Origin of the sequence: Sphingobacterium sp. SGR-19, assembly GCF_011043555.1 — a bacterium.
GTDB lineage: Bacteria > Bacteroidota > Bacteroidia > Sphingobacteriales > Sphingobacteriaceae > Sphingobacterium.
In genome coordinates this window covers 184,858-201,212 of record NZ_JAAKGS010000007.1, presented here as the reverse complement: position 1 = coordinate 201,212, position 16,355 = coordinate 184,858, and the positions used below count along the sequence as shown (strand labels likewise).

General features: G+C 42.5%; 13 protein-coding genes. 10 read left to right on the top strand and 3 right to left on the bottom strand.

Features of this window, described 5'->3' with window-relative positions; genetic code table 11:
• Positions 1-12: 12 nt before the first annotated feature.
• Positions 13-2,421, top strand: a complete 2,409-nt coding sequence (locus tag G5B43_RS14215; RefSeq protein ID WP_165295460.1) for an ABC transporter permease — start codon at positions 13-15, stop codon at positions 2,419-2,421.
• A gap of 97 nt (positions 2,422-2,518) precedes the next feature.
• Here G5B43_RS14215 and G5B43_RS14210 read toward each other — a convergent pair whose 3' ends face one another.
• Complete coding sequence (locus tag G5B43_RS14210) at positions 2,519-2,710, bottom strand: hypothetical protein (protein ID WP_165295459.1); 192 nt, start codon at positions 2,708-2,710, stop codon at positions 2,519-2,521.
• Between the two features lie 1,898 nt (positions 2,711-4,608).
• Between G5B43_RS14210 and G5B43_RS14205 the strand changes: the two genes are divergently transcribed.
• From G5B43_RS14205 to G5B43_RS14175, 7 genes are all read left to right on the top strand, one after another.
• On the top strand, positions 4,609-4,785 hold the full coding sequence (locus G5B43_RS14205; protein WP_165295458.1) for a hypothetical protein: 177 nt from the start codon (positions 4,609-4,611) through the stop codon (positions 4,783-4,785).
• A gap of 183 nt (positions 4,786-4,968) precedes the next feature.
• Positions 4,969-5,784 carry an RNA polymerase sigma factor gene (locus G5B43_RS14200; protein ID WP_165295457.1) on the top strand — a complete coding sequence of 272 codons (816 nt, stop codon included), beginning with the start codon at positions 4,969-4,971 and terminating at the stop codon, positions 5,782-5,784.
• A gap of 12 nt (positions 5,785-5,796) precedes the next feature.
• Positions 5,797-6,891 (top strand): hypothetical protein, encoded by a 1,095-nt coding sequence (locus G5B43_RS14195; protein ID WP_165295456.1) that lies wholly within the window; start codon positions 5,797-5,799, stop codon positions 6,889-6,891.
• Positions 6,892-7,043: 152 nt separating this feature from the next.
• The gene (locus G5B43_RS14190) at positions 7,044-8,207 is read left to right on the top strand and encodes a MalY/PatB family protein (RefSeq protein ID WP_165295455.1); all 1,164 of its coding nucleotides are present in this window, start codon (positions 7,044-7,046) and stop codon (positions 8,205-8,207) included.
• Positions 8,208-8,348: 141 nt separating this feature from the next.
• On the top strand, positions 8,349-10,787 hold the full coding sequence (locus G5B43_RS14185) for an ABC transporter permease (RefSeq protein ID WP_165295454.1): 2,439 nt from the start codon (positions 8,349-8,351) through the stop codon (positions 10,785-10,787).
• Positions 10,788-10,809: 22 nt separating this feature from the next.
• Positions 10,810-11,469 (top strand): ABC transporter ATP-binding protein, encoded by a 660-nt coding sequence (locus G5B43_RS14180; RefSeq protein WP_165295453.1) that lies wholly within the window; start codon positions 10,810-10,812, stop codon positions 11,467-11,469.
• Positions 11,470-11,848: 379 nt separating this feature from the next.
• Positions 11,849-12,703, top strand: a complete 855-nt coding sequence (locus tag G5B43_RS14175) for a transglutaminase-like domain-containing protein (RefSeq protein WP_165295452.1) — start codon at positions 11,849-11,851, stop codon at positions 12,701-12,703.
• On the opposite strand, the gene G5B43_RS14170 is transcribed toward G5B43_RS14175, so the two are convergent.
• Positions 12,681-13,802 (bottom strand): hypothetical protein, encoded by a 1,122-nt coding sequence (locus tag G5B43_RS14170; protein ID WP_165295451.1) that lies wholly within the window; start codon positions 13,800-13,802, stop codon positions 12,681-12,683. The two genes, G5B43_RS14175 and G5B43_RS14170, sit on opposite strands and share 23 nt — an antisense overlap.
• A gap of 42 nt (positions 13,803-13,844) precedes the next feature.
• Entirely contained in the window at positions 13,845-14,942 is a 1,098-nt protein-coding gene (locus G5B43_RS14165) for a hypothetical protein (protein WP_165295450.1), read from the bottom strand.
• 137 nt (positions 14,943-15,079) lie between these two features.
• Between G5B43_RS14165 and G5B43_RS14160 the strand changes: the two genes are divergently transcribed.
• Together G5B43_RS14160 and G5B43_RS14155 are read left to right on the top strand one after the other, a co-directional pair.
• Positions 15,080-15,742, top strand: a complete 663-nt coding sequence (locus tag G5B43_RS14160; protein ID WP_165295449.1) for an epoxyqueuosine reductase QueH — start codon at positions 15,080-15,082, stop codon at positions 15,740-15,742.
• 53 nt (positions 15,743-15,795) lie between these two features.
• Positions 15,796-16,344 (top strand): YceD family protein, encoded by a 549-nt coding sequence (locus tag G5B43_RS14155; RefSeq protein ID WP_206367364.1) that lies wholly within the window; start codon positions 15,796-15,798, stop codon positions 16,342-16,344.
• The last annotated feature ends 11 nt before the right edge of the window (positions 16,345-16,355 follow it).

Sequence of the window (16,355 nt, the reverse complement as noted above, 5' to 3'; positions counted from 1 at the left end):
AAGATTAAAAAGATGATACGAAATTATATAAAAATCGCTTGGCGGAATATCAGAAAAAGCAAACTCTTAAACGGAATCCATATTTTTGGGTTGTCTCTTGCCATCTCTACGGCTACCTTGCTCTACCTCACAGCCATGTTCGAGCTTTCGTTCGATGATTTTCATGAAGGAAAGGAGCGGATCGGTCTAGTTTATTTTAAAACACAACCCGAAAATGGTCTGCGGTATAGTTCGACAGTATCTACCCCGTTCGCTCCGATGCTAAAAACAGCGCTGCCCGATATAGAGCGGATTAGCCGTTATTATAATGCAGGCATTATCTTGCGTCAGGGCGACAAGCTATTTGAGGCCAATAACAAATTTGTCGATGCAGACTTTCTATCCATCTTCAGTTTTCAGATGCTAGCCGGCGACCAGCAAGCTTTAGAAAGTTTGGATAACATCGTGCTTGATGAGGTTATGGCAAACAATCTGTTCAACAATACCGATGTGATCGGGAAAGATGTAGAGGTATACGTCAACGGTGAGTGGGAATCCAAAACAGTCTCTGCAGTGGTAGAGACACCTCCGTCTAACTCTAGCCTTACGTTCAATACCTTGTTGCGGTTCGAACAAAAACCGAACTATATAGCCCAAATTAACGACTGGGAACACGAAGATCATGCCGTATTCGTTAAATTAACCTCCTCTAAAATAGATGACGATGCTTTTACCGCCGCTGCCCGTCCTTTTATGCAACTACACTACAAGAATAGTAATGATATGTTGAAGCGAGACGGTGGCCTGGCGGATAAAAACGGAGATTATATCTCGTTACATTTGTTGCCACTGGATCGTTATCATCTCAATAACCTAGGGCTGGGCAATGGTAGCTCACCATTGTTTCCATGGATACTACTTCTTATTGCAGGGCTTATACTATTTATCGCCTGTTCTAACTTTATCAACCTTTCTTTAGCGAATTCGCTCGCACGTAACAAAGAAATCGGTACCCGCAAAACATTAGGCGGTTCGACATGGCAACTCGTTAGCCAGTTGTGGACAGAATCCTTTTTACTCTGTCTTATAGCCTTGGCTATCGGCTTAGGTTTCGCGTGGGTAATTCTCAAAGAATACAATGCCCACATGAATTACCAACTGACGATACTACAATTGTTTACGTCAACCAATCTTTCCGTCTTTTTACCGGTTTTTTGCGTGGTTACACTTATTGCAGGCGGGTATCCGGCCTGGCGCATCGCGCGCATAAACATTATACAGACATTGAAGGGTACCGCCGGCATCAAAAGCGGACTAATGCGTAATGGCCTAAGCATCTTACAGTTTTCCATTGCCATCGTGCTGATCGTGGCCACTATCGTAGTGAGTTCTCAATTAAATTTTCTAAGTAACCGTCCGCTAGGTTTCAATAAATCGGAAGTTATTAGTATTCCTATCGGCAACGGTATAGATGCAGAACGCGCACTCTCACAGATGCGTATCGAATTAGCAGCGCAGCCGTGGGTAAGTGGCGTAAGCGCATCAGACATCAATATTGGTCGTGGACGCGATGGGAATGTCGTAACAAGCCGGTTTGGTTTTGACTACGAAGGAAGGCAGATCTATACCAATTTTATGCGTGTTGATTACGATTATTTGAAAACGCTAGGTATCAAACTAATAGCAGGGCGGGACTTCGACCGTGCTTTTTCAACAGATACAGCTGCCGTATTAATCAATAAGCAGATGGCTGAACAATTAGGTGGCGTAGCAAATTCCTTGGGAAAAAATATCGAGATAGATGGAAACCCGCAGGTAATAGGCGTCGTTGATGATTTCAACTTTCAAGATCTCCGAAATAAAGTTAACCCCTTAACACTCTCTATGAACCCCAATATATTTTCCATAGCCTATATTTTTGTGCGGGTAAACACGGATAACCTTGCTGCAACCATTCAACAGGTAGAACGAAGCTGGAAAAAGATAAAGCCCAAAGCAAATGTATCTCCCTCTTATCTGGATGAGAATACGCAAAACCTTTACCGAAACGAACAACGCTTCTCCCGTATCGTTATCAGCGCGGCGCTTATTGCGATTGCCATATCTTGCTTGGGTCTTTTTGCATTGGCATTACTGACTATAAATAAACGGATAAAAGAAATTGGAATCCGTAAGGTATTGGGCTCTTCAGTTTCGAGTATTGTATTGTTGCTTTCAAAAGACTTCGTAAAATTGGTGATGCTGGCTTTCGTGCTGGCTGCCCCACTCTCCTGGTGGATAATGAAAGGTTGGCTCCAGAATTTCGCCTATCATATCGATTTGCAATGGTGGATGTTGGCGTTGGCTGGCTTAGCGACTATTGTCACAGCACTGCTCACCATTAGCTTCAAAACCATACAAGCTGCACGTGCTAATCCAGTGGATAGTTTAAGGGATGAGTAATGCTGTTATAACAAAAAGATTATTAATCCGTTTTTGTATTTGACAACTGTCGAAGACGATGCGCCTGTACAACGGCAACTACTCACAGATGATTCACTTACGCTTCGATAATCAGAGCAGGTAAATCCGTGTTCTCTCCGTATTGAGTCCGTGTTGAGTCCGAGTATAGCACAGTAACAAGGTAGACCGATTTCTCCAACATTACCCATGCACCTCCTATTATAGACGAAGCATTAGCGGAGTATGAGTAAGGCAATATACCCGTATTATCGAATAGCTCTGCTGACATGTGTCCAACGTAAGTTGGAGACTACTTTTATCCAAATCAAAATCTTTATTGACAATAGCAAATAATAAATAACAAGACATTTGCGCAAACAATAATTATAAAAATATTCATATTTTATTTGCTTAAAAACAAAAACTGTTGTATATTTGAACATGATCCAACTAACTTTATTGTATGACAACCAAGTTTAGTTACAGAAATATTATCAAGTCTCCGGTTTAATAAGCAACAGCCGGTTTCAGCATTTTTTGCCCTATATGCATGCAAAGCGTATGTGCATAAGTAGAAAACCAATTAGAAACATATAGGATTCCACAATATATTTATTTCGATTCGTGTCACATAAGGTGACGTGGTATTGGTTTGCCTTTTTATTATGGCAATAGCTATACCGGGAATCGCTTTGTTCTTTGACGTATTGGTGTTTATTATTAGATTGCTATTTGATGCAATATCTTAAAGGTATGTGCAGCATCCACGTCTAAAGATATTACTAATCTTTTGTATTGCTGATCGCAATATGAGGGATATGCCCAACTAGTCGGTCGTTATTTTCTGATTCGCACCCGCTGTTACAGATCACTATATGAAAGGTATACACAACGTTCCTGATGTCATATTATAACCATTTATAGCTGTTACAGATCACAATATGAAAGGTATACACAACGCTCCCCTAGGGTTCAGAGTGCGAGGCCGTAAATCTTACAAATCGCATTTTGGAAGGCTGTTCAGAGTTAGGGATCAGGAAGCTATAAAGACAAACTTTCGAGCATAAAGCGAATAACATATAAGCTAGGCATATCGCATAGCTATTAAACAACAACGAGGCTCCTTGTGGCGCCGTAAGGTGAGGGCAATTCGCCACTCACTAAATACTTTTTAAAACAAGGTGACATGCAGTGAGTCCCAATCAGATCGGTTGTTATTTTGATTTTGCAAATACCTTCGCTCTCCGCGACGGTTCTTTTAAGCTCACTACGACCACACTTTGAAAGGTGTACACAACCCCTGCTTGCTCTGTGTACGGCTGTCGAACGGTGTTACTGACCACATTTTGAAAGATATACACAACATAATTATGAAACCGTCTCCTCGCATTCTAGGTGTTACTGACCACATTTTGAAAGGTATGCACAACCGTTCGGTACAGCCCCCTGTCGTTCAGAAGGGTGTTACTGACCACATTTTGAAAGGTATGCACAACTACAAATCTTTTACTATGTTCTAAAAATATGGTGTTACTGACCAGATTTGAAAGGTATACACAACATATAAGAACAAACGTTTGAATTGGTCAATGGTGTTATAGATCACATTTTGAAAGGTATACACAACGTCCGCAATCACTTTTCAAAATTTTTACTAGGTGTTATAGATCACATTTTGAAAGGTATACACAACTGGCGTGAGTAACCAAAGAAAGCCAAAAAGGGTGTTAATAACCACATTTTGAACGGCTGTCTAGGGATTAGGAGTTAGGGTCCAGGAAACTATAAAGACAAACTTCCGAGCATGAAGCGAATAACATACAAGCTAGGCGTATCGCGTAACTATTAAACAATAAAGAGGCTCCTTGTGGCGCCGTGAGGTGAGGGCAATTTTCCACTCACTAAATGCCTTTTCTTTTCGTGACTTGTAACAGCTAAAATATGCATATACTAGAAATTATCGAAGGTACGCGCAATTGTCAGTCTTTGTGGAACTATGCACTCCTTGTATCTCAATATTCTGCAAGAGGTCGGCGTGAGTCACTAATCATATTTTGAAAGGCATACACAACCTGTTCGCGTAGTGGTTAAGCGCCTAGTCGATGTTACTCACGATATTATGAAAGATATACACAACTAGTAATACTGATTCGTTAAAATTTCACCAGGGGTGTTACTGACCACATTTTGAAAGGTATACACAACCAGCTTTACCATATTCTACATAGTAATCGAGGTGTTACTGACCACATTTTGAAAGGTATACACAACAGCTCCTACCACTGGCCGCTCGCCATCACCGGTGTTACTGACCACACTTTAAAAAAGTATACACAACAGAACGTAATCGCTGCTCAAGAATAAGTCTTGCCACGCACATGTAAAGAGACATACACAACAACATAAGACAGTCCCGAATAGAAAAACACCAATACGCACCGAACACATAAAAACAGCCTACGCAGTCCCGTCTGAAAACGACTAGCAAAGACCACCGGGACTGCGGAAAGCTGTCATTAAGATAGATTACTAATCAACAACAGAACGATGCATAAACCAAACAAATTAAACAGCACAGCCATACATCTGGCTTTATTACAAAATGGCCAAGAGAAAGGGCTGGATTTCTTTTACAAAAGATATTACGGCTATCTCGCTTTCCGCACCGAAAAAGCAACACAAGATGAATGTGCCGCAGAAAGCATCGCGCAGGAAGCATTCCTTCGGCTATGGCTGTTTCGGGAAAATTTACAATCCGAAGAAGAGCTTTTTCAGTTTCTGAAAACACAGGTGAAAGCCGCCATCAATGCTTTCTATAACAAAACCAGAAATCGGTTCCACCGCAGCCTCCTACGGCTTGACGGTATCGAAGATTATCAAGAATTCTTATTAGGCTACGAGCTAGAGGACGATGACGAAGAACAAGATCTCCTCTACCTCGAACAGCTAGAAGAAGAAAAGAAGGAGAAACTACAAAAGATCGAAAAACTCCTACCCCACCTAAGGAAAGAACAACAGCTCTTTCTGCAGCTCTGCCTGAAATACAGCTTTAATTATGAGCGTATCGCATATTACCTCGGTGGCATATCCGATTACGAGGTGAGCCTCCAAGTGGAGAAAACTATCGAAACACTACGCCAGATTTTTCAAAGCGCTGAAAAAATGGAAAAACTAAACAGCTCTTCCAAATATGTGATACAGGGAGAGATCAATGAACAGCAAGAAGAAATATTCCGCATGCGCTACGATCTACAATTTTCGTTCGACCAAATAGCAGAAACCTTGAATTTAAATCCCGCTGTTGTAAAAAAGCTCTTTATAGAAGCACACGCAAAAATAAAGCAAACCAAAAAGACAGCATAAACACACACCCATATGGCTACAGATACCATCATCTTAACCCGAAAAATACAGGTTTTTGTCGACTGCGACGATAAAGAGAAACGAGCGGCCTATTTTAAGAAATTGTTTACCTGGCAAGATCTGGTGTACCGCGGTTCCAACTTAGTATTGACGCACCAATACATACAGGAAAACATCAAAGATTTCATCTATTTAAAGGAAGATATCAAAGTTAAACTGGCCGATAACAATAAAGATCCTGAAGGGATATTGAATACATCCCGTATGAACACCACATACAAGATCCTATCCCGGTACTTTAAAGGCGAAGTACCTTCCGATATCCTTTCGAACATCAATATGTCGCTCATCAAAACCTTCAATACGGACCGCTCGGCCTATTGGAAAGGAGAAAAGTCGTTGCGTAACTTCAAAAAGACCATGCCCATCCCCTTCTCCGGCAAACAGATCAAATTGAGTAATGACGAAAAAGGTAAAGATTTTACGTTCTCATTGTTCAAAATTCCATTTCGTACTTACCTCGGCAAAGACCGATCAGACAAACGCGTATTATTGCAACGTGCACTTGTTGGTCAGATAAAGATCTGTGCCAGCTCGCTACAAATAGTGAAAGGCAAATTATTCTTGTTACTTGCGCTTGAACAATCCAAGAAAAACCACGAGCTCAAGGAACACGTCATCGCGGAGGCGTCTCTCTCGGTAGAGCACCCCATTACGGTGCAGATCAACAAGGATCAATTTCAAATCGGTAACAAAGAAGAGTTCCTTTACCGACGTATGGCTATCCAATCAGCACGGCATCGCATCCAAAAAGCGGCGGCATTCAATAAGGGTGGAAAAGGACGAAAGAAAAAACTAAAAAGCCTCGAACAATTCAATAAAAAAGAAATCAGCTACGTAGATAGTCGCTTACATCTCTACAGCCGACGTCTTATCGACATCTGTGTAAAATCACAGGCTGGTACCTTGCTCTTGGTAAACCAAACCAACAAAGAAGAAGTCGCGAAGGAGGATGAATTCTTGCTGCGGAACTGGAGCTATTATGGTTTAGTTGAAAAAATCAGGTATAAAGCCGAAATGGCAGGGATTAATTTGATCATAGAATAGTTTGTTGTTCTTTTTCCCGTAAAAAGAACCAAAACCTCGTGGCTTCGGATATTTGAGATAAGAGATGTGTTAGGTAGGGATAGTGCAAAAATGAAGAAGAAAAACCTTCCTTTTCTTTAAGTTTGTATAACAACAACGAAAAGGGTATTACTATGAAATATAACTTTGACGAAATCATCGACAGAACAAACACGGGTAGTGTGAAATGGTTTAAACCTGACGTACTACCGATGTGGATTGCCGACATGGACTTTAAGACGGCTCCTGAAGTAACTCAAGCCTTAGTAGACCGTGCTTCGCACGGCGTGTTTGGCTACTCCGAAACACCTGCCGCTTTTTATGATGCAATTACGAGTTGGTGGAAGAAAAGACATGGGTTGCAGTTGGAAAATGAATCGATCGTGGCCACACTGGGAGTCATGCCGGCGCTCGCCGCAGCCGTGGAAGCATTAACTTCTAAAGGAGACAAAATCATCGTACAGCCTCCGGTATACAATCACTTCTTTATAACCGTTAAACAAAGCCACTGTGAACTCGTAGAGAACGACCTGCTCTACGAAAACGGAAATTACAAAATTGATTTTGAAGATCTCGAACAAAAAGCTGCCGATCCGGCTGTAAAGTTGCTTTTATTTTGTAACCCCCATAATCCTGTGGGCCGCGTATGGACTCATGAGGAGCTTTTAAAACTTGGTGAAATATGCATTCGCCATCATGTAGTCGTGCTTTCAGACGAAATCCATTCGGATTTGGTATATGAAGATTTCAAACATATCCCGTTTGCTTCTTTAGGAGAAGCTTACGCCAGAAACTCCATGACGTTCTCCTCCCCTACCAAAACGTTTAACTTAGCGGGCTTACAAGTCGCTTATTTCTTTACCGAAAATGAATCTTTCCGTAAGATGGTAAAGAATGTATTAACGAAATGGGAAATGACGATGTTAAACATATTTGCCATCGACAGCCTTATCGTGGCTTATGAAAAGGGAGAAAACTGGCTAGCGAGTTTAAAAGAATATGTATATGAAAACTATCAATATCTAAGGGACTTCTGCCGAACACACCTTCCCCAACTCTGTGTCATTCCGCTACAGTCAACCTATTTGGTTTGGCTTGACTGTGCTGCCTTGGGCCTACCTTCATCCGAGATCACGGATAGGCTGCTTGAGCAGGAACACCTATGGCTCCAGGCGGGAATAAAATACGGCCAAGCGGGAGACCATTTCGTCCGCATCAATATTGCCTGCCCGCGAACGCTATTAGAAGAGGGTTTGAATCGGCTAGCACAAGAATACAGGCGGATATTGAACATATAATCGTCTTTTCTAGCTGTCCGACATCGAACAACACTGTCCGATATCGAACAGCTGACCATCACCATAAACTTTTGAAAATCAATATATTGATTTTATGGTTCAGCAATTGTTTTGATAAAGCACAGACATGGAGAATCAAAGATGATCAAAAATTATTTTAAAATTGCTTTCCGTAATCTGGCAAAGAACCGAATGTTCTCGATGCTCAATATTATTGGACTTTCATTCGGGCTTGCTGGATTTATGTTTATTGCTACTTATGTATTTGACGAGCTCAGTTATGACCGTTTTCATACCAAAGCGGAACGTATCGTTCGTCTGAATGCGCATATCCATATGGGCGAAAGCAAGCTGGACATGGCCCGAACAAGCGATATGATGGGACCGATACTTCGCGACGAATATACAGACGTGGAAGACTTCGTCCGATTATATACCTCTGCCGGTGCTAAGCTTATAAAAAACGGCGATCGTTGGATTAAAGAGGTTCGCGTGGCGCATACCGACTCCTCTTTTTTCGATCTTTTCACCTACCAAGCACTTCACGGCGATCTTCGTCGGGCACTTACGGCACCGAATACCGTTGTATTAACCCGCTCGGCGGCCGAACGCTACTTCAACACAACGGATGTGGTAGGCAAAACATTAGAGACCAATGATGCCGGCAACACGATTTATCAGATCACAGCAGTAATCGATGATATGCCGCGAAACGGCCATTTCAACTACGATTTCCTGTTCGCTATGGAAAATGCATCGTATGAAAGCTGGGGCTCGCTGCTTTCCCATAACTTCACGACTTATATACTGCTGAGAAATGCAACAGACCGATCACTGTTGGAAAACCATCTGGAGGAATATGTGCACAAGCATTGCCTTCCCGCAGCCAAACAGTTCATGGATATTGCGAGTATGGAGGAATTTAGAACACAGGGGAACGTATTCTATTACGATGTTACACCGATCAAGGATATTCATTTACGTTCCAATTTAATGGGCGAACTTCAGCCCAATGGCAGTTTACAGTATGTTTATATTTTCGGTGCCATCTCATTGTTTATATTACTCATCGCTTGTGTCAATTTTGTAAACTTATCGACGGCACGATCAGCAAGCCGGGCGAAGGACGTCGGCGTGCACAAACTATTAGGTTCATCGAGAGGTGGTGTCGCCGGTCAATTTTTGACAGAATCACTCCTACTATCTTTTGGAGGCGTCATGGTAGCGATAGGCATTGTCCTATTGGCGCTGCCGCTGTTTAACGAGTTATCGGGTAAAGCATTCAAGGCATATGATTTAATAAACGTCCGGTCATTGCCATTGATTGGATTTCTGACACTCTTCGTCGGATTGGTAGCGGGTTATTATCCGGCTGCTTATCTGTCTGCATTTAGCCCGCTACAAGTTATAAAATCGCGTTCCGTCATTGCTTCGGGGAAAAGTTTCTTCCGAAGCAGTTTGGTGGTTTTTCAATTTGCCATATCCATCACGTTGATTGTTGGCACATTCATTATCACGACCCAGCTGCAGTACATTCAACATAAAAAACTCGGCTATGAACGGGAAAACATCCTGCTGATAAGCGATTACCACGCTTTAGGCAATCAAGCGAAGACTTTTCGTGACGAGGTTTTAAGTATACCCGGCATTAAGATGGGTACGGTGAGTGGTTATCTACCAGTATCCAGCTCCAGTAGAAACGATAATCCTTACTCAAAAGAAACGGTGATGTCTGCCCACAATTCGGTATCCATGCAGACCTGGCACGTCGATGAGCAATATTTACCAACGTTTGAACTAGAATTGACAGCTGGTCGTAACTTTTCTTCCGCCCGTATAGCAGATTCGACCGCCGTCATCTTGAATCAGACTGCTGTAAATCACTTTGATTTTGGTTCGGAAAAAGAGGCTATCGGCAAGAAAATACATTTTCAATTAGGCAGTAACATGAGATCGTTCGACGTTATTGGTGTGGTCAAGGATTTTAACTTTGATTCGCTCCGCGATCCCGTAACCCCACTCGGCTTCTTTTTAGGTAATCATCCTGTAGAAGCGGCTTTCAAAATTGAAGCTGCTGACCTTCCGGCTCTACTTACTCGGATAGAGAACTCCTGGAATACATTAGCGCCCGGATACGCTTTCTCCTATCGATTTATGGACGAAGCATTTGATGCTATGTATAGGGCGGAGCGTCGTATGAGTAGGTTAAGTTTAGCGTTTGCTGTGTTGGCAACTGGTATTGCTTGTCTAGGGTTATTTGGGCTCGCCGCATTTATGGCAGAACAGCGTAGCAAGGAAATCGGTGTCCGGAAGGTACTAGGTTCGTCTGTGATAGGAATAGTCATTATGCTTTGCACGGATTTTATAAAATTGGTTCTCATTGCCCTTTTGATTGCTGTTCCTATTGCGTGGTGGGGCATGAGCAAGTGGTTGGAGGACTTCACCTACCGAATAGAGGTATCTTGGTGGATATTTGCGTTAACCGGCATAATTTCCATTCTCATCGCACTGCTCACGGTGAGTACACAAGCCATTCGAGCAGCTCGCACGAATCCAGTGAATAGTTTAAGAAATGAATAACAATAATGAATAAACGACAAAGATGATAAGACTAGAACATATTTTTAAGTGGTATAATATAGGTGGGACGCGCTCATTTGTACTAAAGGATATCAATTTGGAAATCGAACAGGGCGATTTTATTTCCATTATGGGACCATCGGGCTCGGGAAAGTCTACGCTTCTGAATGTTATCGGTTTACTCGATGAGCCGAACGAGGGGCATTATTATTTTATGGGCGAGGATGTATTGGCTCTAAAACCCAAGAAGCGAACAGCGCTATTCCAATCGCACATGGGTTATGTTTTCCAGTCTTATCATCTGATAGACGAGCTAACGGTATATGAAAATATTGAAACACCATTAATTTATAAGAACCTATCCGGTAAGGAAAGAAAAGCTATTGTTGGCGATATGCTGGATCGTTTTGGTATTGTGGGGAAGAAAGATTTATTTCCGGCGCAGTTATCCGGCGGGCAGCAACAGATCGTAGGTATTGCCCGGGCATTGGCTGCTTCGCCTAAATTATTGTTGGCAGATGAACCAACGGGTAATCTCAATTCCAAACAGGGCGAGGAAATTATGGAACTATTCAAACAACTCAACGACGAGGGTATGACTATTATACAGGTCACACATTCCGAAAAAAATGCGGAGTACGGAAAACGGGTTATTGATTTGCTTGATGGGCAAGTGCGTTGATTTTTCTTTTTTTCTTAACAAAAAAAGAAACAAAAAAGTCAAGGCTTGCATGGTTCCGCTACCTTTACTTGTCTATTCCTAAACAGAAAGAAACTCGCTTCTCTCGGACATCTTTCTGTTTTTACCGGAATAGTCTACGTAAAGCTGCCCGCGGAACAATGCTATGCCGTTTCACCCCAGTTAACCGCCATTAAATACTAATCGCGTCCATTTACGCATTTGCACCATCCCATCCTTAACTTATAATGTCGCCTCCGGAACTTTGGCGACTGTAGAAACTCATCCTTAGTACTACCCCTTATGCCAAAGATCCGACGCGACGACTTTTTTGGTTCTTTTTTGAGGAAAAAAAGAACATAAAACCCGTATATTAGTATGGATGAATGAGCAGGAGTTAAAAGCATTGATTTCGCTCTTGGATGATCCAGATGCGGAAATTTATCAGACTTTGGAAGATAAGCTGATTACGTGTGGTCCAGAGGTGATCCCCTTGTTGGAGGAATCTTGGGAACAGTCTTTTGATTTGCTGTTACAGGAGCGGGTGGAACAGATTATCCATAAAATACAGTTCAACCAGGTCAAGAACGACTTGCAGCTGTGGAAACTAAGTAACGAAGAGGATCTGCTGGAAGGACTCCTTATCATCAACCGTTATCAATATCCCAATCTAGGCGAGGAAGAAGTATATGGGAAACTCGCCGAACTCCGTCGCAATGCTTGGTATCATTTGATGTATGATATGAGCCCGATCGAAAAAGTGAAGCTACTGAACAATATCCTGTTTCGTGAATTTGGCTTATCGGGAAACACATCCGACTTCCATGCCCCTCAAAACTCTTTCATCAACAAAGTACTGGAATCCAAAAAGGGAAATCCTATTTCGCTTGCCTGTATTTACAGCATCGTTGCCCAGCGATTGGACATTCCGATTTATGGCGTTAATCTACCGAAACATTTTGTACTCGCCTATATGAACGAGGAAAAGCCCGACGAGGTTCTCTTTTACATCAATGTGTTTAACCGGGGACAGATCATGCGGGAGGTGGATATTGTAGCCTTTCTCCAACAATTAAACTTACCACCAACAGATGAATATATTAAACCATGCAATAACTTAGAAATTATTAAACGTATTTTGCGCAATCTCATTGCAGCGTATGAATATGTGGATAATATCGAAAAACGTGAAGAGGTTCAGTTATTAATGAATCTTATTGAACCTGCGGCCGATTAGAGTCATCACGGGCATCTAACGTTAGCCCCACAGGTGTCACACCAAATCGCAATCCGGACGTTTCGATCACCTGGTCTGGTTCAACATTACCGTCGTCTGTATATCTGAATCGCGATACCTTCTTTGCCGCTCGATCCGCTACATATAGATACACACCGCTTGCCCGCGTATCAATGACCACATCAACAGGTGAGATTAACCCCGTATTAGCACCCGTAATCACGCGTGACGGCCGGATGACATCCGAGCTGCCGCTTATCAGACTCGAAAAGTTATCAAATAGGAGAATTCGGCCGCTTCCCACCGTTGTCCCATCACCCATTTCGGCAATCGCCATGACATTTTTAACGGTATCATAGAACAATCCACGCAGATTGGTCGTCGCATCTTCAATCCGTAACGTACGGACAGGATTAAGCGTAGCAACAGAATCGCTCGCTCTTACCGACATCGTCGTCAAATTTTGGAACATATGAATACCTGCCGGCGCATTTATTTTGGAGGTAAAAAACCTGTCGCTTTTATAGGTAGCCCCCCACATGTCTAAATCTTGATTTATTAGTTTTTTATAGGGCTGCTTTTGATTTCCAGCACTTCCAGGGTTGTCTACTACGTATATCCCTGCCTGAGGGCCGGCACCGTTAACGACCAGAAGAGATCGCGTAGCAGCGTGGTATACAAAACCTTTTACGTTATTGTAGTATCTACTTCTAAGTCCATTTCCGGAATTATTCAGTAATCCGGTCTGTGACACCCCAACAGTTGAAATGACGGTATCAACTCCCCCACTTGCTTCACTATTTACACTGGCCTGAAAAATGGTTTTTACGTACGGATTAAAATAAATAGGACCTCCGCCTTCTACCTGGGATACGTGGCTTTCACTAAAGGCAAAAACGGAAGAGTCAGCAGGATAAATAACGCGGATTGTTGTATCTGCTCGTTCATCGGTTGTACCGTATTCTTCAAAGGAGACATAAAGACGTGAAATCTGCCTAATTTCAAATTCCGGCCCCACACTATCATCTTCACAGGCATAGAACCCGAGGACAAGAGCGAACATGCCGAACACATAATATATAATGGTGGTTTTAGACATAACAAGTATATAGGGTACAACAATTTAAATATCTACAAATCACTACAGTTCACTTTCCCGAGTGTCCAATGTAATACTAACCGGCGTGCTCCCGTCTTTAAACGTGGATGTATCAATAACCTTGTCGGGCTCCACATCACCGTCATCGGTATAGCGGAAACGAGATATCTTTTTCTCAGCGCGGTCGGCAACATATAAATAGATACCCGTCTCCCGGGTATCGATAACTACATCGACAGGCGATTTCAAGCCCGTCTTGACGCCGGTGATCACACGGGTTGGGGTAATCTTGTCGCCACCTACCATACTGGAAAAGTTCTCAAAAATAAGAATGCGGCCACTTCCTGCCGTCCCATCCCCAATTTGTGCCACCGCCATCACATTTTTAACCGTATCGTAGAATAACCCACGCAGGTTGGTAGCATCTTCAATCTCCAATGTACGAGTCGGTGTCAGCGTACCTATGGAATCGACCTCTCTTACTGGTGTATTAGCAATGCCTTCAAAAACATAGATCCCCGCCGGTGATCCCACTGTTGCAGTTGTCTTGGTCGTAAAAAGCTTTTCGTTTTGATACGCCGCCCCCCACATGGTTAAACTATTATTTCTTAACTTCTTAACAGGCTGCTTTTCTCTAGTTGCATACCGTGGCCCTTCCATCATGTACACACCGGCATCCGGTCCACCGCCGTTCACAATAAAAAGAGAATTTGTCCGCGAATGATAGGCCATGCCGCGCACATTATTGTAATAGCGGCTTTTCGGCCATCCCGCATTGGTCAGCGAGCCGGATGACCCCATACTGAGCACAGCAATAGAGGTGTCATTCGTACCAGCGCGGTTGACACTGGCTTGAAATATCGTATTCAGCTGCGATTCATAATAGATTGCCCCCCCTCCCCACACCTGCGATACATGTCGACCATTGAACGCAAAAACAGAGGAATCAGCCGGATAAATGATTCTGATGTTGGTATCCGGCGGGTTTTTACCAGGTGTATACTCCTCAAATGAAACATATAAGCGGGTAAACTTCCTCATCTCCAAATTCGGCTCTGCATCATTCCGTTCACAGGCATAAAATCCAAGGACAACCGCCAGCGTGGCGAACACATAATATATGGGTGAGATTTTAGACATAGAGATTATCGATCATGTGTTACAAAAGTAAAAAATAAACGTGTATATCGGTAAACCTGCGACAACCGTTAGCTAACTTTTGTAAAATCTAGCAGTTTTCCGTAAAATTGCATCATATTTTAAAACGCGGTAGTATCATGGACAACAAGGAATTTAAACGAGAGAAGCTAAATCTTCCAAATGACGGTAAGAAATTACTGTTGCACTCGTGCTGTGCTCCCTGTTCAGGTGAGGTTATGGAGGCATTGATTGATTCAGATATTGACTTCACGATTTATTTTTATAACCCTAATATCCATCCGCGCAAAGAATATGATTTACGGAAAGAAGAAAACATCCGTTTTGCAGAAAAGCACGGCATTCCTTTTGTCGATGCCGACTACGATGTAGACCATTGGTTTGAGTTAGCAAAAGGTATGGAAAATGAACCCGAACGTGGTATCCGCTGTACGATGTGCTTCGATATGCGGTTTGAAAAAACGGCCGAATATGCAGCAGAACATGGGTTTGACGTAATATCAAGTTCATTAGGCATTTCCCGCTGGAAAAACATGGAACAAATCAATGATTGCGGTCTACGGGCGGCTTCCCGCCACACCGATATGGAATACTGGACACTCAATTGGCGGAAGAAAGGCGGTTCGGCACGCATGCTTGAAATCAGCAAACGCGAAAAATTCTACATGCAGGAATACTGCGGTTGCGCCTACTCGCTGCGCGACACCAATCGTTGGCGAATGGCTAACGGTCGGGAAAAAATAGAACTAGGCAAATATTACTATGGGGACGATGAGCAATAATTTTGCAAAAAGTTTCCTTTTTACTGAAATAATAATTAATTTTGCACGCTCGAATGCAGATTGTGAAACATCTAAAATATTACAGGATCCCGTTTTCAGGATTAACTACTGGAAAGCACAATTTCGAGTTTGAAGTCGGTGATAAGTTCTTTGATTGTTATGAACACTCGCTTGTAAAGAAAGGTCAGCTTAAAGCTGATGTGGAGTTACAGAAGCAGGAAAACATGCTGATTGTTAATTTCCATGTATATGGCACGATCCGATTGACATGTGATGTATGTTTAGTTGAATTTGATGCGCCACAAGACTTCCATGAAAGAGTACTTGTCAAGTTTACTGATGACGACTGGAATCAAGAAACAGAGGAAGTGATGGTATTGTCCAAGACAGATTACGAATTGGATATCGCTGGATTGCTCTACGAATACATTAACGTTCGTGTTCCTTATTACAGTAAGTGTTCGGAACAGGGCAAAAATGCAAGTTGCGATCCGGAAATGCTAGCGAAACTGAGTGATTCACCGGACTTGGATACGGACACGGAAACAGAAGAAAAAACAGACCCACGTTGGGATATATTAAAGAAAATTAAAAATAACTAAAACAAAGATAC

What these genes read in the sequence shown, in the direction of transcription:
- G5B43_RS14180 (WP_165295453.1), top strand. Translation starts at nt 10,810, where the DNA reads ATGATAAGACTAGAACATATTTTTAAGTGGTATAATATAGGTGGGACG.
- G5B43_RS14195 (WP_165295456.1), top strand. Translation starts at nt 5,797, where the DNA reads ATGGCTACAGATACCATCATCTTAACCCGAAAAATACAGGTTTTTGTC.
- G5B43_RS14210 (WP_165295459.1), bottom strand. Translation starts at nt 2,710, where the DNA reads ATGTCAGCAGAGCTATTCGATAATACGGGTATATTGCCTTACTCATAC.
- G5B43_RS14160 (WP_165295449.1), top strand. Translation starts at nt 15,080, where the DNA reads ATGGACAACAAGGAATTTAAACGAGAGAAGCTAAATCTTCCAAATGAC.
- G5B43_RS14185 (WP_165295454.1), top strand. Translation starts at nt 8,349, where the DNA reads ATGATCAAAAATTATTTTAAAATTGCTTTCCGTAATCTGGCAAAGAAC.
- G5B43_RS14215 (WP_165295460.1), top strand. Translation starts at nt 13, where the DNA reads ATGATACGAAATTATATAAAAATCGCTTGGCGGAATATCAGAAAAAGC.
- G5B43_RS14175 (WP_165295452.1), top strand. Translation starts at nt 11,849, where the DNA reads ATGAATGAGCAGGAGTTAAAAGCATTGATTTCGCTCTTGGATGATCCA.
- G5B43_RS14190 (WP_165295455.1), top strand. Translation starts at nt 7,044, where the DNA reads ATGAAATATAACTTTGACGAAATCATCGACAGAACAAACACGGGTAGT.
- G5B43_RS14200 (WP_165295457.1), top strand. Translation starts at nt 4,969, where the DNA reads ATGCATAAACCAAACAAATTAAACAGCACAGCCATACATCTGGCTTTA.
- G5B43_RS14170 (WP_165295451.1), bottom strand. Translation starts at nt 13,802, where the DNA reads ATGTCTAAAACCACCATTATATATTATGTGTTCGGCATGTTCGCTCTT.
- G5B43_RS14155 (WP_206367364.1), top strand. Translation starts at nt 15,796, where the DNA reads ATGCAGATTGTGAAACATCTAAAATATTACAGGATCCCGTTTTCAGGA.
- G5B43_RS14165 (WP_165295450.1), bottom strand. Translation starts at nt 14,942, where the DNA reads ATGTCTAAAATCTCACCCATATATTATGTGTTCGCCACGCTGGCGGTT.